This is a genomic window from Ensifer sp. R1-3, assembly GCF_056739175.1.
This window is the reverse complement of record NZ_CP096515.1, coordinates 1,199,841-1,217,612: the sequence shown is the minus strand read 5'-3', so window position 1 is coordinate 1,217,612 and position 17,772 is coordinate 1,199,841. Positions and strand designations below refer to the sequence as shown.

Annotated in this window: 16 protein-coding genes; 15 read left to right on the top strand and 1 reads right to left on the bottom strand. The window is 62.9% G+C overall.

The window, feature by feature from the left end; genetic code table 11:
- Nucleotides 1–18: 18 nt before the first annotated feature.
- On the bottom strand, nt 19–348 hold the full coding sequence (gene erpA / locus M1D43_RS05850; RefSeq protein WP_003534548.1) for an iron-sulfur cluster insertion protein ErpA: 330 nt from the start codon (nt 346–348) through the stop codon (nt 19–21).
- Between the two features lie 216 nt (nt 349–564).
- Between erpA and M1D43_RS05845 the strand changes: the two genes are divergently transcribed.
- The 15 genes from M1D43_RS05845 to M1D43_RS05775 all read left to right on the top strand — a co-directional run bounded on the left by M1D43_RS05845 (nt 565) and on the right by M1D43_RS05775 (nt 17,747).
- Nucleotides 565–1,782, top strand: a complete 1,218-nt coding sequence (locus tag M1D43_RS05845) for a deoxyguanosinetriphosphate triphosphohydrolase (RefSeq protein ID WP_003534550.1) — start codon at nt 565–567, stop codon at nt 1,780–1,782.
- Between the two features lie 97 nt (nt 1,783–1,879).
- A complete protein-coding gene (gene argS / locus M1D43_RS05840) occupies nt 1,880–3,637 on the top strand; it encodes an arginine--tRNA ligase (RefSeq protein ID WP_010969275.1) in 1,758 nt (585 codons plus the stop codon).
- Between the two features lie 63 nt (nt 3,638–3,700).
- A complete protein-coding gene (locus tag M1D43_RS05835; protein WP_153313546.1) occupies nt 3,701–6,538 on the top strand; it encodes an SPOR domain-containing protein in 2,838 nt (945 codons plus the stop codon).
- A 119-nt stretch (nt 6,539–6,657) separates the two neighbouring features.
- Nucleotides 6,658–7,692 (top strand): beta-N-acetylhexosaminidase, encoded by a 1,035-nt coding sequence (gene nagZ / locus M1D43_RS05830; RefSeq protein ID WP_027990060.1) that lies wholly within the window; start codon nt 6,658–6,660, stop codon nt 7,690–7,692.
- Between the two features lie 72 nt (nt 7,693–7,764).
- On the top strand, nt 7,765–8,604 hold the full coding sequence (locus M1D43_RS05825) for a segregation and condensation protein A (RefSeq protein ID WP_014526708.1): 840 nt from the start codon (nt 7,765–7,767) through the stop codon (nt 8,602–8,604).
- Nucleotides 8,597–9,316, top strand: a complete 720-nt coding sequence (gene scpB, locus M1D43_RS05820; protein WP_010969279.1) for an SMC-Scp complex subunit ScpB — start codon at nt 8,597–8,599, stop codon at nt 9,314–9,316. The genes M1D43_RS05825 and scpB overlap by 8 nt, the downstream gene beginning before the upstream one ends.
- 64 nt (nt 9,317–9,380) lie before the next feature.
- A complete protein-coding gene (locus M1D43_RS05815) occupies nt 9,381–10,490 on the top strand; it encodes an ABC transporter ATP-binding protein (protein WP_010969280.1) in 1,110 nt (369 codons plus the stop codon).
- Between the two features lie 94 nt (nt 10,491–10,584).
- Nucleotides 10,585–10,791, top strand: a complete 207-nt coding sequence (locus M1D43_RS05810) for a twin-arginine translocase TatA/TatE family subunit (protein WP_003534564.1) — start codon at nt 10,585–10,587, stop codon at nt 10,789–10,791.
- Between the two features lie 73 nt (nt 10,792–10,864).
- Nucleotides 10,865–11,512, top strand: coding sequence for a Sec-independent protein translocase protein TatB (gene tatB / locus M1D43_RS05805; protein WP_153313547.1), 648 nt, complete (start codon nt 10,865–10,867; stop codon nt 11,510–11,512).
- Nucleotides 11,509–12,351, top strand: a complete 843-nt coding sequence (gene tatC / locus M1D43_RS05800; protein ID WP_003534569.1) for a twin-arginine translocase subunit TatC — start codon at nt 11,509–11,511, stop codon at nt 12,349–12,351. The genes tatB and tatC overlap by 4 nt, the downstream gene beginning before the upstream one ends.
- 136 nt (nt 12,352–12,487) lie before the next feature.
- Complete coding sequence (serS, locus tag M1D43_RS05795) at nt 12,488–13,771, top strand: serine--tRNA ligase (RefSeq protein WP_153313548.1); 1,284 nt, start codon at nt 12,488–12,490, stop codon at nt 13,769–13,771.
- A gap of 27 nt (nt 13,772–13,798) precedes the next feature.
- A complete protein-coding gene (surE, locus tag M1D43_RS05790) occupies nt 13,799–14,569 on the top strand; it encodes a 5'/3'-nucleotidase SurE (RefSeq protein WP_153313549.1) in 771 nt (256 codons plus the stop codon).
- Nucleotides 14,566–15,219 (top strand): protein-L-isoaspartate(D-aspartate) O-methyltransferase, encoded by a 654-nt coding sequence (locus M1D43_RS05785; protein WP_127541441.1) that lies wholly within the window; start codon nt 14,566–14,568, stop codon nt 15,217–15,219. The genes surE and M1D43_RS05785 overlap by 4 nt, the downstream gene beginning before the upstream one ends.
- Nucleotides 15,220–15,390: 171 nt before the next feature.
- Nucleotides 15,391–16,044, top strand: a complete 654-nt coding sequence (locus M1D43_RS05780; RefSeq protein ID WP_153313550.1) for a biotin biosynthesis protein BioC — start codon at nt 15,391–15,393, stop codon at nt 16,042–16,044.
- 164 nt (nt 16,045–16,208) lie between these two features.
- Nucleotides 16,209–17,747, top strand: a complete 1,539-nt coding sequence (locus M1D43_RS05775) for a LysM peptidoglycan-binding domain-containing protein (RefSeq protein ID WP_153313551.1) — start codon at nt 16,209–16,211, stop codon at nt 17,745–17,747.
- Nucleotides 17,748–17,772: the final 25 nt, after the last annotated feature.

The following is a 17,772-nucleotide window of genomic DNA, read 5'->3' as shown; positions in this document are numbered from 1 at the left end:
GTCATGCAGCGCGAGGCGTCAGATCGAAAAGCTTGTTCCGCATCCGCAGCTTGCGACGGCGTTCGGATTGTTGATCTGGAAGGACTGCCCGAGGAGGTTGTCGACGAAATCGATCTCCGAGCCGCCCATATAGACCAGCGACAGGCTGTCGATCAGGACCTTGGCGTTGTCCTTTTCGAGGATGAGATCGTCGGCATTTGCCGCGTCCACCAAATCGAACTTGTAGGAGAAGCCCGAGCACCCGCCGCCTTCGACGGAGACGCGCATCGCGCTCTTGTCCTTCTCCGCCTGGAGAATGGCGGCAATGCGTCTGGCCGCCGCATCCGAAAGCGTAACTGTTTCCTGCATCTTATTTGCCTCCTGCCGGGGTCAAGAACCGGAGAGATTCGTCTTCGCTCTGACGCTATAATCGCGTGCCATGACAGGCGATCTTCAGGCTTGCCGCAAGCCGCTGTTCCGCCCCGAGGGGACGGAGTCGCCGGCCGGCGTCGCTTTCCTGTAGCGCTTTCTATAGGTATGAAGGCTTGAATGTCCCGTCAATGGGATGACGCGCGCAGGTGTGAAATGACAGTCGACAGGCAGGCCCTTGGTTTCGGTTACGGTGAACACGCAGCTTATGCATCGAACCCCTGGGCTTCCCGCGGCAGACTTTACCCCGAGGCATCGAGCCCGACCCGTTCCGATTTCCAGCGCGACCGCGACCGCATCGTTCATACCACGGCCTTCCGGCGGCTGAAGCACAAGACGCAGGTCTTCATTGCCGCCGACGGAGACCACTACCGCACGCGGCTCACGCATACGATCGAAGTCGCCCAGATCGCTCGCGCTCTCGCCAGGGCGCTGAAACTGGACGAGGATCTCGCCGAGGGTGTGGCGCTCGTCCACGATTTCGGCCATACGCCGTTCGGGCACACCGGCGAGGACGCACTGCACGAGGTGCTGGAGCCCTATGGCGGCTTCGATCACAACGCCCAGTCGCTGCGCATCGTCACCAAGCTGGAGCGGCGCTATGCGGAGTTCGACGGCCTCAATCTCACCTGGGAGAGTCTCGAAGGGCTCGTCAAACACAACGGCCCGCTGATGACCGCCGACGGGCAGGGCCTCCGCGGCCCGGTTCCGCAGCCGATTCTCGATTACTGCGCGCTTCACGACCTCGAGCTTGCGAGCTTTGCGAGCCTCGAGGCGCAGGTGGCGGCAATTGCCGACGATATCGCCTATAATACCCACGATATCGACGACGGTCTGCGTGCCGGCTATCTCACTTTCGAAATGCTGGAAGAGATACCGTTTCTCGCCCGGTTGATGCGCGAGGTCCACGACCGATATCCGGGCCTTGAAAGCAGCCGGTTCACGCATGAGATCATGCGGCGGCAGATCACCGCCATGGTGGAGGACGTCATCGCCGTGGCGCAGAAAAGGCTTGGTGAAGTCCGGCCGGAAAGCGCGAAAGACGTGCGATGCGCGGGCAGGGTCATGGCCACCTTCTCGGATGAGATGAGCGAGACGGACCGCCAGATCAAGAATTTGCTGATGACGCGCATCTATCGGCATCCGGAGGTGATGCGGGTACGGCAGGGAGCGGCATCGATCGTAACGGACCTCTACCGGGCCTTCATGGACGATCCGTCGCTGATGAAGGAGCATTACTGGATCGACCAGATCGCCGGTATGGCGGAGCCGGCCCGGGCGCGTCACGTCGGGGATTATCTCGCCGGTATGACCGATACTTTCGCGATAAGCGTGCATAGGCGCTTGTTTGACCATACGCCCGATTTGCGCTAGTGACGCCCCCGCGTGGAGGCTGCAGGTTCTCGATGGACCCGGCCTCCTTTGAATTTGCGCCATTCTCCAGTGTGGCTGGAAAAAGCGGACGGATTAGATGAACCTTTTCACAGACTTCGAAGCAAGAATTAACAGAATTCTGGAATCGATTGAGATTATTCGTGAAAAGCGATCCGAGCTGGACTTCGGGCGCATCAATGTAGAGCCGCCGCGTGATGCAAGTCACGGCGATGTGGCGACCAATGCCGCAATGGTGCTCGCCAAGCCCCTGGGCATGAACCCGCGGGCGCTTGCGGACCTTATCGTCGACAAGCTCGGGCAGGATCCGGAGGTTGCCGGCGTCTCCGTTGCCGGTCCCGGTTTCATCAATGTCCGCCTGTCGGTTTCCTATTGGCAGAAGCTTCTGGCAGCCATCACCCGTGCCGGCGTCGATTACGGACGCAGCACGTTCGGCGCCGGCCGCAAGATCAACGTGGAATATGTCTCGGCCAATCCGACGGGTCCGATGCATGTCGGCCATTGCCGCGGTGCGGTCGTCGGTGACGCGCTCGCCAACCTGCTGGCCTTTGCGGGCTATGACGTGACCAAGGAATACTACATCAACGACGCGGGTTCGCAGATCGAGGTGCTCGCCCGCTCGGCATTCCTGCGCTACCGTCAGGCGCTCGGCGAGGATATCGCCGAAATCCCGGCGGGACTCTACCCCGGTGACTATCTCGTGCCGGTGGGCGAGGCGCTCGCGGACGAGTACGGCACGAGCCTCAGGATCATGCCGGAGGACAAATGGGTGCCGCTCGTCAAGGAGCGCGTCATCGACGCGATGATGGCGATGATCCGTGAGGATCTGGCGGCACTCAACGTCAACCATGACGTGTTCTTTTCCGAGCGGGCCCTGCACGACAACGGTGCAGCGCGGATCCGCACAGCCATCAACGATTTGACCTTCAAGGGTCACGTCTACAAGGGCACGCTGCCGCCGCCGAAGGGGCAGCTGCCGGAAGATTGGGAGGACAGGGAGCAGACGCTCTTCCGCTCGACCGAGGTCGGCGACGACATCGATCGCCCGCTGATCAAGTCCGATGGCAGCTATACTTACTTCGCGGCCGATGTTGCTTACTTCAAGGACAAGTTCGATCGTGGTTTCCACGAGATGATCTATGTCCTCGGCGCCGACCATGGCGGCTACGTGAAGCGGCTGGAAGCGCTTGCGCGCGCGATCTCCGGCGGAACGGCGAAGCTGACGGTGCTGCTCTGCCAGCTCGTGAAGCTCTATCGCAACGGCGAGCCCGTGAAGATGTCCAAGCGCTCGGGCGATTTCGTGACGCTGCGCGACGTCGTCGACGAAGTCGGGCGCGATCCCGTGCGGTTCATGATGCTCTACCGCAAGAGCTCCGAGCCGCTCGACTTCGACTTCGCAAAGGTGACGGAACAGTCGAAGGACAACCCGGTCTTCTACGTTCAATACGCCCATGCGCGCTGCCGTTCCGTTTTCCGGCAGGCTGCGGAAGCATTCCCGGATCTTGATCTGTCCTCAGTCGATTTCGCGGCCGCGGCCGGCGCGATCGTCGATCCCACCGAAATGCAGCTCGTCGCCAAGCTTGCAGAATATCCCCGTGTGGTGGAGGCGGCAGCACTCTCGCACGAGCCTCACCGGATCGCTTTTTACCTGTATGATCTTGCCGCGGTCTTCCACGGACACTGGAACAAAGGTAAGGAAAACCCGGAATTACGTTTTGTTAACGATAAGAATAGAGAATTAAGCATTGCCAGACTCGGGCTGGTGCATGCTGTCGCCTCGGTATTGAAGTCAGGCCTGTCGATCACAGGCACTTCTGCACCGGATGAGATGCGGTAAGTCGTGTCACCAATTCCCCACAATGCACTGGCAATTCAACGCAGGCAGTTGTGAGTGGAGAGTATGGCAGACAAACAATTCGCACGAAGCGGGCCGGCAGAATTCGAACCATTGGCCGATGATGATCCGTTGAGCGAACTTGCCCGCATTGTCGGTTACGATGCTCGGCCAGCCGTTCAGCAACTGCAGGAACTTCAGCGCCATCAGGAGGCGATGCGGCGCGAGCCGGCCTTCGATCTCGAGGAGGAGCTCCTCCGCGCCTTCGATAGCTACGATACGCCCCATGCGGCGCCTGTTCGGCCCGATAGCGGCCTTGTCGAACATCCGTCTGCCGCAGTGCCGACCGATGGCCTGCACTCTGTCTTCGACGAGCAGGCTGCTCAGAATGCAGTCGTCGCCGATGTCGCTCCGGCCCCCGAGGAGGTCGCCGAGGCCGCCGCGTTGCCTTCGATCGAGACCCCGGTGGAATGGACGTCGAATGGCGATCTGGCTGCGGTCGCGGCGCCGCATGACGAACCGGCCGTGGACCTAGAGCGCGAGCTCGAATTGTCGCTTGGCTACGATGCGTCGCCGGATGCGACCGACGCTGCCCAGCCGGGTTCCGTACCTGCCGACGTAAGCGATGTTCCTATCTTCTCCGACTGGCAGGAGCCGCTTTCCGCCAAGCTGGCCGTAGCCGGCAAACTCGCCGAGCAGGCCGGGCTTGCAGAGCCCGTCTATGTCGACATGGCCGGCGATCTCGCCGGTGCGGTCGAGAGCGACGAGCTGGCGGACATTGCCGTCGCACCCCCGGAAATGCCGTCGCAACCGTCAGCTTCCACCGACGCCGACCGGCTCCTGACCGATGTCGAGCGTTTTCCGGTGCCTGCCGCCGCAGAAGCCGCTGCGCCGGCCGTGGCCGAAACTCAGGATCGGCCCGCTCCGGCGGCGGTGAAGAAGAACAATTATCCCTTTACTCCGACGTTCAGCCGCGCGACTCCGGTAGCGTCGTCAGGCGGCGTTTCGCAGCAGCGGGCTTTTGCCACACCGACCGTCGAGACCGCTGTCGCAAGCGCGGCTGCCACAAGCCCGGCGGTCGTCGCGCAGAGCGTGTCGCCTGAACGTGCGCCCGAGATGCGTGCGGAAGCAGCGCCTCAGATCCCCGAAAACAGGATGCCGGAAGCGGAAGTCGAGCCGAGCTTCGACATCGAGGACTTCGAACTCGAATTGGCTGACATAGCGCTCGACCTCGATCTTGCGGACAGCCCGGTTGCTGAGGCGCCGGCGAGCGTTGTCGCTACGCAAGCCGCCGTAGCGCACCCGGCGCTCGTGGAAACGCCTGCGCAGCCGTATCTGCAGGCTATGGCCGCGCCACGCGAGCCGGAGACATTCGTCCATCAAGCGCCGGTATCGGCGCGGGACATGTCTGTGCCGGTGGAGCCCGAAAAGCCATCCGCCGGCGTAGCCTTGCCTTTCGACCCGGCGATGATCGGCGAGACCGAAAGCGGCGTCGCACCGATCGGCGAACTGGACGTTCCACAACTCCCTCCGGTTGAGACCGAGGAAAAAGCAGCGGCTTATCCGGCCGATTACGATCTGGATATCGACGCCGAGATGGCGCAGCTGTTCAGCGCGCCGACGCCTGCTGCCAAGAACGGCGCAGACCTCGAGCCCGTGTCTGTATCGGCGGACAAGGCGGGTCCTGCACTCGCACCGGCCGATGATTTCGACGAGTTCGAGAAGGCGATGGAGGAAGACTTCCAGCGCTCGATGGCGGAGCGCCGGAGCGCAACGCAGGAAGCCGAGCGCGTGACGGCGATGCCCCATGCTCGGGCCGAGGAATATCGTGAAGAGGGTTATGGCCGGCGGTCCCAGCGCTCGATGCTGCTGGCCGCCAGCGTTGCCGGGATCATCATCGTCGGCGGCGCCGCCGTCTACGCTTGGATGGGCGGCAGCAACGCGGTGCTTTCCGGCGATGGTCCGAAGATCATCCTGGCGGACAAGGCGCCGGTGAAGGTCGTACCCGAGGAGAAGGGCGGCAAGACTGTGCCGAACCAGGACAAGGCGGTTTACGACCGCGTTGCCGGCGTCTCGGGCAAGGCGCCGCTCCAGCAGAGCCTGGTCTCCTCGACGGAGGAGCCGATGGACGTGGTGCAGCGGACGCTGACGCCGGAGACTTTGCCGCTCGAGGGACGTGGAGACGTCGAGATGTTGCCGGGTGCTTCGCCCGCCGACGACGACGAGGTCGCCCGCTTGCTGCCGGGGGCTGATGCCGGCAATGCGACTGATGAAGAGGAAGCGGTTCCCGCCGTTGCACCGCGCAAGGTCCGCACCATGATCGTCAAGCCGGACGGTACGCTTGTCCCCCGTGAGGAACCGGCTCCGCAACCGGAAAGCGCGGCGGTAGCAGCCGGCGGTGCGGCGCCGATCCCGGCCCGTGCGTCCGGTGAAGCGGTTGCCGCCGGTTCACAAGCCGAAGCAACCGCTGCCGCGCCGCCGGATCAGCTCGCTGCGGCGTCCGAAGGAGTCACTCCCGTTCGAAGCGTAAAGACGACCGCGCTGCCGCAGGCACGCCCGGCCGCTCAGCCGGAGGCGGCTGCTCCCGCCGCGGCCCCCGCGGAAAGCCAGCCGGCAACCGAAACGGCAGCCGCACCGCTGGCGACGGCTTCGGTTCCCGCCGGCAGCTACGTGATCCAGATTGCCTCTCTGCCTTCGGAGGCCGAGGCGCAGAAGAGCTACAACAATCTCTCCTCGAAGTTCGCGAGCGTGATCGGCGGTCGCGGGGTGGACATCCGCAAGGCAGAGATCGCCGGCAAGGGCACGTATTACCGGGTCAGGATCCCCGTCGGTTCGCGCGAGGAGGCCAATTCGCTTTGCTCTCGCTATAAAAGCGCCGGCGGAAGCTGCCTGGTAACGAAATAAACACGGCAAAGTCCGAAACGAGAACGGGCGCGGCAGGGATGCCGCGCCCGTTTTCGTTGTGCAAAGGGCTGGAGCGGGAGTGGGCGGAAACCGCACACACTTTTCCCGCTCCGGGAAACATGCAGTATGCTTTTCGCATGAGCGAATCAAAAGCATTCATATCCGGCTGCAAGGGCCTCACGCTGACGCAGGAAGAACGCGACTTCTTTGCGGGCGAGCGCCCATGGGGCTTCATTCTCTTCGGACGCAATATCGGCGAGGAAGAGCAGATCCGCGACCTGGTGGCGAGCCTGCGTGAGAGCATCGGCAGCCCCCGGGCCCCGGTATTGATCGATCAGGAGGGCGGTCGCGTTCAGCGCATACGCCCGCCGCTCGTGCAGCAATATCCGAACGGCGCGGCCATCGGTGAAATCTATCGGCGGGACAGGGAACTCGGCCTGCGTGCCGCATGGCTCATGGGGCGTCTGCATGCCTTCGACCTGATGCGCTTCGGCATTACGGTCGATTGCCTGCCGGTACTCGATGTGCCGGTACCCGGCAGCCATGACGTGATCGGCAATCGTGCCTACGGGCATGACCCGGCGACGGTAACCGCGATCGGTCGCGCGATGAGCGAAGGTTTGAAGGCGGGCGGCATGCTGCCGGTGATGAAGCACATGCCCGGTCACGGCCGGACCTTCGTCGACTCGCATCACAACCTGCCGGTCGTCAGCGCCGGTCTCGATGAATTGAAGAGCAGCGATTTTCTGCCCTTCGCGGCAATGAAGGACGAAGCGATGGCCATGTCGGCGCACATGGTCTTCACTGCTATCGACCCGGACAACCCGGCGACGACCTCTGCGAAAGTCGTGCGCGAGATCATCCGGGGCCACATCGGCTTCGACGGTCTGCTGATGTCCGATGACGTCTCCATGAATGCGCTTGCCGGCGACATGACGGCACGTGCCGGCGGAATAATCGCCGCCGGTCTTGATCTCGTCTTGCATTGTCACGGCATTATGGAAGAAATGAAGGCCGTGGCAGATGTCGTTCCGGTTCTCTCCGGGGAGAGGCTCCGCCGGGCGAGGGCTGCCGAGGCCGCTTTCCGGGAACCGGACGACGCAGTCGAAGCTGCACTGCGCGCGGAGTTCAACGCAATGTTTGCGCTCGCCTAGGCTCTTGAGCCTGGCGGGCGGGTCCGTTGCTGAAAGGGCAGGGTCGTGAGCAAATCGGACGAAAGGCAGGAAATGCCTTCCGCGAAGGCGCCGATGGAGCCTTTGTGGCAGGACGAGTCTGCCCGTCGCGGATTGCACGAGGACGAGCTCGTCGTTGACATCGCCGGCTTCGAAGGTCCGCTGGACCTCCTGCTGCACCTTGCGCGCAGCCAGCGCGTCGATCTTTCCCGCATTTCGGTGCTGGCGCTCGCGGAACAATATATCGCCTTCGTCGAGCGGGCACGGTCTATCCGTATTGAGCTTGCAGCCGACTATCTCGTCATGGCGGCGTGGCTGGCCTATCTCAAGTCGCGCCTGCTCATCCCTCAGCCGGCAAAGGATGAAGGCCCATCGGGCGAGGAGATGGCCTCGGCGCTTGCGTTCCGCCTGAAACGTCTGGAGGCGATGCGCGACGCCGCGATGAAACTCGTGAACAGGAACCGCCTCGGCCGGGACATCTTCGTGCGCGGTGCGCCCGAGCACATCGTCACGGAGAGGAAGTCCGATTATGACGCCTCGCTCTACGACCTGCTGACAGCTTATGCGACGCTCAGGCAGCGTCAGGCGATAACCCAGGTGACGATCGAGAAGCGGCATGTCTGGTCGCTCGGCGATGCGCGTTTGATCCTGGCGAGAATGGTCGGGAGCCTTGACGACTGGACGGCGCTCGACCATTTCCTGATCCGCTACATGACAAGCCCGAAGGAGCGCGCGACGGCGATTGCGAGCTCCTTTGCGGCGTCACTCGAAATGGTGCGCGAAGGGCGGTTGGAAATCCGTCAGGAAGGGGCCTTCACGCCGATCTATCTGCGGCGCGGGCCAAATCCGTTCGATGCGGCAACCTTGGCGGAGATGGAGGCGGCGCGTGGCTGAAGCCCAGAAATTCCTGCCCGGTGACGAGGATTACGAGGAAGAATTTTCTTTCGATCCGAGGCTCGAGCAGGAAGCCGAGCGGATCGCCGAGGCCCTCGTATTTGCCTCCGCCCAACCGGTTTCAGAAGCCTATATCGCCGGGCGCCTGCCGCGCGGTGTGGACGTCGGAAGCGTGATGGCGAGGCTCAAGAACCGTTATGCGGGCAGCGGCGTCAACCTTGTTCAGGTCGCCGACCATTGGGCCTTCCGCACTGCCGCGGATCTGTCCTTCGTCGTCAATACGGACGAGCAGGAGGTCCGCAAACTGTCGCGCGCGGCGCTGGAGGTGCTGGCGATCATCGCCTATCACCAGCCGGTGACACGGGCAGAGATCGAGGATATCCGCGGCGTCCAGACTTCGAAGGGTACCCTCGACGTGCTCATGGAGGCAGGATGGGTGCGGTTCCGCGGTCGCAGGCGCACGCCCGGGCGTCCGGTGACGTTCGGCACGACGAGAGACTTCCTCGATCATTTCGGCCTCGAAGAGATCCGCGATCTTCCCGGCATCGAGGAACTGAAGGGGGCCGGCCTGCTGTCCGGGCGTGTCCCTTCCCATCTGAACATTCCGGTTCCGATCGGCGACGATGAGTTTGCCGAAAACGAGGATCCCATCACCCAGATGGACCTCGAAGAACTGGGCCTCTTGACACCGAAGCCTGAAGAAGACGATTAAAAATCCTGAGTATGGATATCGGCTTTAGGTATAGAACGGGATCTTCGGGTCGAGGAATGCAAGCATGGTTTCAGATGCGCGTAACGGCGCCGTCGCGATGACGAGGCGCTCGGGTGTGTCGTTCGCAGCGAACCTGGCATTCGAGAATATCAGCCATCGTTACCATTCCAAGGATACGATCAAGGGCGTAACGCTCAAGGCCGAAGCCGGCGAAGTGCTCTGCCTGCTCGGACCGTCCGGCTCCGGCAAGACAACGCTGTTGCGTATCGCCGCGGGCATCGAGAAGCAGACGGGCGGGCGCCTTCTGCTGAACGGACAGGAAATATCCGGCCCTTCCATCTTCGTTCCGCCCGAGCAACGCGGCGTCGGCCTGATGTTCCAGGACTTCGCCCTTTTTCCTCATATGACCATCCGTGAGAACGTCTGTTTCGGCTTGACCGAATTGCCGAAGAAGAAGGCATTGCTGCAGGCCGATGCCGCGCTGGAGCGGGTCGGCCTTCTGCATTATGCCGAGCGGTATCCGCATGTGCTCTCCGGCGGCGAGCAGCAGCGCGTGGCGCTGGCCCGTGCACTTGCGCCGCGGCCGGCGGTGCTGCTGATGGACGAGCCTTTTTCCGGCCTCGATTCCCGCCTGAAGGATTCCATCCGCGCCGACACGCTGGCCATACTGCGCGAGACGCGCGCGACCGCCATCGTCGTAACGCACGACGCCGAGGAGGCGATGCGTATGGCTGACCGGATCGCCCTCCTGAAGGACGGCCGCCTGGTGCAGGTCGGCACGGCGGACGAGCTCTATCGCCGGCCCTGCGATCTCTTCACTGCCGGCTTCTTCTCCGAAATAAACGTCTTCGATGCGCGCGTGCGGGACGGTCATGTCGAAACGCCGCTGGGGGTTGTGGCAACCGGGCAATATACGGAGGGGCAGCCACTGAGCGTAGCCGTGCGTCTTTCCGGCATCCGGCTCGACGAGACCGGTGGAGAAATTCCGGCGCGCATCGTGTCCCGGCGCTTCCTGGGCGTCGTGGAGCTTTTGGAACTCGCCGTGCCGCAGTCCGAACGCACGGTTCGCGCCCGCATCCGCGCCGATTTGCTGCCGCAAGGATTGCGTGACGTCACGCTTTCCGTTAACGAGCGCGACATATTGGTGTTTGAAAAAGACGCATCAACACCTTAGGGTCCGCCAAGAGGAGGCGTCCCCTGAGGGGTGCGCCTGAAAAATGACAACGTGCTGGGCTCTAATCTGTTTAGGGTCTCGAGGGAGTAAGTGGATGGGTTCCTTTAGTATCTGGCATTGGCTGATCGTTCTGGCGGTGGTTCTGCTGCTGTTCGGCCGCGGCAAGATCCCCGAGTTGATGGGCGACGTTGCCAAAGGCATCAAGAACTTCAAGAAGGGCATGGGCGACGACGAGGTCGCTTCGGCCGACAAATCGATCGACGGCAAGACCGTCGACCACAAATCTGACGAAGTCCGCTGACGGTCGGAAGCTGACGGGGCTGGGTGCGACAGGCACCCGGTAGCCCGCATCACGGGTTTTTAGGGCGCGTCGGATGCTTGATATCGGCTGGACCGAGCTTGTTGTTATCGCAATCGTCTTGATCATCGTCGTCGGTCCGAAGGACCTGCCGCCGATGCTGCGCGCGTTTGGACGGATGACGTCCAAGATGCGCGGAATGGCGTCCGATTTTCGGCGGCAGTTCGACGAGGCGCTGCGCGAAGCCGATCTCGACGACGTGCGCAAGACGATCAGCGATGCGCAAAGTCTCAATCCGACCGCGGCATTGCGGGATGCGATGAACCCGCTGCGGCAGCTCGGAAACGAGATCAAATCCGATCTGCAAAAGGCGACCGCGCCCGACAGACCGCCAGCCTCCGCAACGCCCGAACCGCTGGTCGAACCGGTCAATACCGACGCCGTCGGCGAAACGGCGGCAAAAGCCACGGAAAAGGTGGCGGCGGCAGCGGTGAGCTCGGCATCGAGGCAGATGGACCGTGCCGCCGACGTGCCGAAGGCGAGCGAACCGAAACCTGCGCCCAAGCCCAGAGCGCAGTCGAAGAAGCCAGGCACTTCCGTCACGAAGAAGGCCGCGGGCGAAACGGCGCCGAAGAAGTCGCCGGCGCGCAAGGCGCCGGGCGAAGCGCCGGCTGCGAACAAGTCGAAGACGCGCGCGGCTTCGCGCAAGAAAGGTGATGCATGAGCCGCGATATCGAGGACCGGCCGCAGCCGCTTATCGAGCATCTGATCGAACTGCGCACGCGGTTGATGTGGGCGGTGGGCGCATTCTTCGTGGCGTTCCTCGTCTGCTTCTATTTTGCCAAGCAGCTGTTCAACCTCCTTGTTCTGCCGTTCAAGTGGGCCGTGAGCTGGGCCGGGCTCAGCCACCGCAACGTCGAGCTCATCTACACGGCGCCGCAGGAGTTCTTCTTCACGCAGATCAAAGTCGCGATGTTCGGTGCGCTGGTGATCGCATTTCCAGTCATCGCGTCGCAGGTGTACCGGTTCGTTGCACCCGGCCTTTACAAGAACGAACGCGCTGCCTTCCTGCCGTTCCTCGTCGCTTCGCCACTCCTGTTCCTGCTTGGCGGCGCGCTGGTCTATTTCTTCTTCACGCCGATGGTCATGTGGTTCTTCCTCGCCATGGAACAGGGCGGCGGCGAAGGGCAGGTCGCCATCCAGCTCCTGCCGAAGGTGTCCGAGTATCTCAGCCTCATCATGTCTCTGGTCTTCGCCTTCGGTCTGGTGTTCCAGTTGCCGGTCATCACGACGCTCCTCGCGCGTGTCGGCTTCGTCACCTCCCAGGGGCTTGCCGAAAAGCGCAAATACGCGATCGTGATCGCCTTCGTGGTCGCAGCGGTTCTGACGCCGCCGGATCCGGTTTCCCAGATCGGCCTTGCGCTGCCAGCCATCCTTCTCTACGAAATTTCAATCTACACGGCGCGAATCGTCGAAAGGCGAAGGGCTGCCGAGGCCCTCGAGCGCGAGGCTGCCTCCGAGCAGGAAAGTTCGTCCGAGACGGCTGACCCCGCCAAGGGCTGACCGCGGAGTTCTTGCGCCGTTACTGCAGCGCCCGCGCTCTTCGGACGCGCGAGGGGCGCTGTGGCATTCTGAATCGCTGCAGGATTTCGTCGTCAACGGCTCCGATGTCATGCAGCAACCAACGCGTGGAACGACTATGCTCGATATCAAATGGATCCGTGAGAATGCAGACGCGCTCGATGAAGCCCTGGCGAAACGGGGTGCGGAGCCATTGTCGGCGTCCCTGATCGCACTTGACGAACGCCGCCGCGCAGTCCTCCAGTCGTTGCAGGACATGCAGTCGCGGCGCAATGCTGCGTCGAAGGAGATCGGCGCGGCGATGGCCCAGAAGAACAGCGAGCTGGCCGACAGGCTCAAGGCCGAAGTCGCCGACCTCAAGAATGCGTTGCCGGCGGCCGAAGAGGAAAGCCGCCGGATCGAGGCCGAGCTCTCGGATGCGCTGTCGCGCATCCCCAACACGCCGCTCGCCGACGTGCCCGTCGGTGCGGACGAAAGCGCGAATGTCGTGACCCGGGTCGTCGGCGCCAAGCCCGGCTGGAACCACAAGCCTCTCGAGCATTTCGAGATTGGCGAGGCGCTGGGACTGATGGACTTCGAAGGAGCGGCCCGGATTGCCGGCTCGCGCTTCACCATCCTGAAGGGCCAGCTTGCGCGCCTCGAGCGGGCACTCGGCCAGTTCATGCTTGATCTGCACACCGGGGAGCATGGCTACATCGAGGTTCAGCCTCCTTTGCTCGTCCGCGACGATGCGATGTACGGCACCGGACAGTTGCCGAAATTCTCCGACGATCTCTTCCGTACGACCGAGGGGCGCTGGCTGATCCCGACCGCGGAAGTGCCGCTGACGAACATGGTGCGGGAGCAGATTCTCGACGGTGAAAAACTACCGTTGCGCTTCACTGCGCTGACCCCGTGCTTCCGCTCCGAGGCCGGTTCCGCAGGTCGTGACACCCGCGGCATGTTGCGCCAGCATCAGTTCAACAAGGTCGAACTGGTGTCGATCACCGACGCCGAAAGTTCGATCGACGAGCACGAGCGGATGACCGCTTGTGCCGAGGAGGTGCTGAAGCGCCTCGGCCTGCACTACCGCGTCATGACGCTCTGCACCGGCGATATGGGGTTCGGCGCGCGCAAGACCTATGATCTCGAGGTCTGGCTGCCGGGCCAGGACGCCTATCGCGAAATTTCCTCCTGCTCCGTCTGCGGCGATTTCCAGGCCCGCCGTATGAACGCACGTTACCGCGGGAAAGAAGAGAAGGGGACGAAGTTCGTCCACACGCTCAACGGCTCCGGCGTCGCTCTCGGCCGGGCGCTGATTGCCGTGATCGAGAATTACCTGAATGATGACGGCTCGATCACGGTGCCGGACGTCCTTGTGCCCTATATGGGCGGCCTGCGGCGGATCGAGAAATCGGCCTAAGCACGAAGAAGCGGAAGAAGACCGGCAATGCGCATCCTGCTGACGAATGACGATGGCATTCACGCCGAGGGCCTCTCCGTGCTGGAACGGATCGCCCGGACGATATCGGACGACGTTTGGGTGGTGGCGCCGGAAGTGGACCAGAGCGGGCTTGCTCATTCTCTGACGCTTTCGGAGCCGCTGCGTCTGCGCCCGGTTTCCGAACGGCGGTTCGCGCTCCGGGGCACGCCGACCGATTGCGTGATCATGGCGGTCAAGAAGATTCTTGATCGCAAGCCCGACCTCGTGCTTTCCGGCGTCAATGTCGGCGCCAATCTTGCGGACGATGTCACGTATTCCGGAACGGTGGCCGGCGCCATCGAGGGAACGCTGCAGGGCATTCGTTCGATCGCGCTCAGCCAGGCCTATCAACATGCCGTCGGCCGCGACGTTCCCTGGGATGTAGCCGAGACGCACGCACCGGCGCTCATCCGCACATTGATGGGTGTCGACTTGCCGGACGGAACGCTCATCAACCTGAACTTTCCGAACTGCGCCGTCGATGCCGTTGCGGGCGTTGAAGTCACATCGCAGGGCAAGCTCGAATTCGGTCTCAGCATCGACGAACGCACGGACGGACGCGGCTTTCCCTATTTCTGGCTCCGTTTCGGCGAGCGTGCCGGCGATTTCCGTTCAGGCACCGACATCAGGGCTCTCCGCGACAACAGGATTTCGGTAACCCCGCTTAAACTGGACATGACCGATCATGCCGCTCAGGAATGCATCGCGCAGGCATTGCGGGAAGGAAGTGTCGCTTGAACGGACGAATTTCGCAGCAGGAGGGGTTTGCAGCGATGGCGCTGCGGCTTCGCTCGGGCGGCATCGTCAATCATGAGCTGCTGAAGGCTGTGGAGCAGACGCCGCGGACGCTCTTCGCTCCGCCGCAATACCAGGACGAGGTCTACTCCAAACGGCTGATTCCGCTCGAGTGCGGTTCGTTCATGGAGGGCTGCGACATGGCCGTCCGGCTCCTGCACTGTCTCAATCTCAAGGCCGGCCAGCGCATACTCGAGGTCGGAACCGGCAGCGGCTTTACCGCGGCCGTGATGGGGCGGATCGCCGAGCGCGTGCTGACGATCGACAGGTATCAGACACTCGTCGCATCGGCGCAGAAAAACCTGGAGAAGGCGGGCCTGCGCAACGTCGTCGTCCGCCAGGCCGATGGCAGCGCAGGAGTGCCGGGTGAGGGCACCTTCGACCGGATCCTCATAACCGCCGCGTTCAACAGCCTTCCCCGGACGTTCTCCGATCATCTCGTCTCCGGCGGCACCCTGCTGGTGCCGATCATGATGAGCGAAACGCATTGCCGCATCGTTCGCGTCAACCGCACCGGTAGCCGCTTCGACCGGGAAGATCTGTTCGACGCGCCTTACCTCCCGATCGTCCCCCAGGTAGCGTCGTTCCTTTAAAGCGGGATGAGTGCGTTAAGACAATTTTAACCCGCTCCAGCCCCGCGCAAGCTTCCCGCTTTAGTTACCCGAGCTGAAATCATCGTGATCAGAGCCGGGGCAGCATGAAGATGGCGCGGAGTGTGCATCGGCTCCGCATCGCGGTCGTCGTGCGACAGACGGAGACGGCATATGCAGATCGAGAACAGGTTGAACGCTGCCGCTGCGGCAGGTGACGGCTTGGGCAATCTCGCCGGGCGTTCGGCTGACCAGGCCGGTGCCGCAGACAAGGGCGAGAGCGGGGTGGCGGTTCCGCCTACGGGCTTCGTCGATCCGACACCGCGCATTTCGCTTTCCGCCGACGCGCTGCTCTATCTCGGCCGGGCCAAAAGAACACCTGAGAAATTGCCGCCTCTCACGAAGGACGAGTGGAACAATCGTCTTTCGCCGCAACTAGCGGCACGCGAACACCAGGCGTTCGGCAGGCTCGCCGAAACCGGTGACTACAGGGCATATTACCGAGCCTTCATCGACTATTATGACGGCCTTCGCCCTGAGGATCAGAACAGCCTGCGCTATTTCGGGACGCGCGAAGCGGCGGTCGCGGGCCTGCGGTCGCTCGATTATGATGCCGACAGCGGCCTCGACATGGACGCCGAATTCGAGAACCTGGTCAGCGTCTTTCTCGAGGAAGACAAGATTGCCCCTTCGCCGGCCACAACCACGATGTCGCCGGCAGAGCGCGCCTTTTTCGCCTGGGATGCGTCCAACATCAGCTATGAGGTAGATGCGCCCGAGCCGAGACCGATGACCGAAATCGAACGGCTTTATTCCGAGCTGCTATAACGAGCCGTCTCAGGGTCCGGCAGCGCATATATGACCGGAAAACGCCCGCTTCGGCGCGGCTATGGTTAGCATTTCGCCAAAATGGTGCCGCCTTTAACCGGGCGGTAACTCTAATGCGCTTTAATCATTCTACAGCGAGTTGCGTTCGGAGTGGGTAAAGCGTCATGCGTAAATTTGTATCTCCCCAGGCAGGCAAGTCCGTGATCCGTCTCTGTGCGGCGATCCTGCTTGCGGGTGTAGCGACCGGTTGCAGTTCTGACGCCAGCCGCTTCGGCGGGCTCTTTTCGCGGTCCGACGACATAATGACGGGTTCGATCCCGCAGGGCTCGAGTACGGTACCGCGAGGCGATGTCGCGAGCGGCGGTGCGGCGCCCTCCTACGGAAACAGTGCAGCGCTCGGTCAATCCTATCCCTCCGGCGGCGGCGACGGAGGCTACAATACGGCGGCCGCGCCGGTATCCAGCGCCCGTGTCGCATCGACGCCGATGAGCGTTCAGCGAACGAGCCTCGATGAGCCGTCGGCCGCATCCCGGCAGCCGCAGGTTCAGACCGCTTCCCTCGAATCGCAGGCTGCGGCCCTCCCGAAGGCGGAGCCGCTGGCGGGGGCTGCCAAGGATATGTCGGGCAAGGGGGGCTGGAGCGCCTCCAACGCGCCGACGATCATGGTCCGTCAAGGCGACACGGTTACGGTCCTCGCCAGACGGTTCGGCGTCCCCGAGAAGGAGATACTGAAGGCGAATGGCCTGAAATCGGCAAGCCAGGTAGAGCCGGGCCAACGCCTCGTCATTCCGACATTCGGTACTGCAGGCAGCGCCGCGAAGGCGGCTGCATCGGGTTCGATCGCCGACGTGGAGGGCGGCAAGAAGCGTCCGTCTCCGCTGCCGACCGATCAGCGCGAGGTGGCGATCCTCCCCGGCCAGTCCCAATCGCGTGAAAAGAGCGAAAGCCGCAGCGATGTCGCGGCGGGCAAGCTCAACAGCGCCGGCGAGGGCGGTGGAAATGGTGCCTATACGGTCAAGCCGGGCGACTCGCTCAACCGTATCGCCAAGGCGAACGGCGTTTCGGTCGCTGCCCTGAAGCAGGCAAACGGGCTTTCGACAGAAGCCATCCGCATCGGGCAAAAACTCAACATCCCGAGTGCCTCGGCGAAAACACCGGCGACCGATGCGGTGGTCACGGCTTCTGTTTCGGCCAAGAAGAACGAGGCCCAGGCGGCTTCGACGGAGCAGGGCAAGCTGACTGAAACCAAGGCGCCTGCCGCCAAGGAAAGCGTGTCGGAGGTTGCCATCCGGTCGGATGGTAACGAGGATCTTCCGAAATCGACCGGCATCGGAAAGTACCGTTGGCCGGTCCGTGGCGCGGTCGTCGCGGCCTATGGCGCCAATGTCGACGGCAACCGAAACGATGGCATCAACATTTCGGTGCCGGAGGGGACGCCCATCAAGGCAGCCGAGAACGGCGTCGTAATCTACTCGGGCAGCAGCCTGAAAGAACTCGGCAATGCCGTTCTGGTGCGCCACGACGACGGTACGGTGACGGTTTACGGCAACGCTGCCGAACTCAAGGTCCAACGCGGTCAGAAAGTCCAGCGCGGCCAGACGCTCGCATCCTCCGGCATGACAGGCAGAGCGACCCGGCCACAAGTTCACTTCGAGGTGCGCAAGAATGCGACCCCGGTCAACCCTGCGACCTATCTGGAATAAGCCGTGGCACCGGCTGTGTCCGGCT

Excerpts from the sequence above, each read along its gene's own strand:
- surE (WP_153313549.1), top strand. The coding sequence starts at position 13,799 with ATGCGCATCCTGCTGACGAATGACGATGGCATTCACGCCGAGGGCCTC.
- nagZ (WP_027990060.1), top strand. The coding sequence starts at position 6,658 with ATGCAGTATGCTTTTCGCATGAGCGAATCAAAAGCATTCATATCCGGC.
- serS (WP_153313548.1), top strand. The coding sequence starts at position 12,488 with ATGCTCGATATCAAATGGATCCGTGAGAATGCAGACGCGCTCGATGAA.
- M1D43_RS05775 (WP_153313551.1), top strand. The coding sequence starts at position 16,209 with ATGCGTAAATTTGTATCTCCCCAGGCAGGCAAGTCCGTGATCCGTCTC.
- M1D43_RS05825 (WP_014526708.1), top strand. The coding sequence starts at position 7,765 with ATGCCTTCCGCGAAGGCGCCGATGGAGCCTTTGTGGCAGGACGAGTCT.
- M1D43_RS05780 (WP_153313550.1), top strand. The coding sequence starts at position 15,391 with ATGCAGATCGAGAACAGGTTGAACGCTGCCGCTGCGGCAGGTGACGGC.
- tatB (WP_153313547.1), top strand. The coding sequence starts at position 10,865 with ATGCTTGATATCGGCTGGACCGAGCTTGTTGTTATCGCAATCGTCTTG.
- M1D43_RS05845 (WP_003534550.1), top strand. The coding sequence starts at position 565 with ATGACAGTCGACAGGCAGGCCCTTGGTTTCGGTTACGGTGAACACGCA.
- M1D43_RS05810 (WP_003534564.1), top strand. The coding sequence starts at position 10,585 with ATGGGTTCCTTTAGTATCTGGCATTGGCTGATCGTTCTGGCGGTGGTT.
- argS (WP_010969275.1), top strand. The coding sequence starts at position 1,880 with ATGAACCTTTTCACAGACTTCGAAGCAAGAATTAACAGAATTCTGGAA.
- tatC (WP_003534569.1), top strand. The coding sequence starts at position 11,509 with ATGAGCCGCGATATCGAGGACCGGCCGCAGCCGCTTATCGAGCATCTG.
- erpA (WP_003534548.1), bottom strand. The coding sequence starts at position 348 with ATGCAGGAAACAGTTACGCTTTCGGATGCGGCGGCCAGACGCATTGCC.
- M1D43_RS05815 (WP_010969280.1), top strand. The coding sequence starts at position 9,381 with ATGGTTTCAGATGCGCGTAACGGCGCCGTCGCGATGACGAGGCGCTCG.
- M1D43_RS05835 (WP_153313546.1), top strand. The coding sequence starts at position 3,701 with ATGGCAGACAAACAATTCGCACGAAGCGGGCCGGCAGAATTCGAACCA.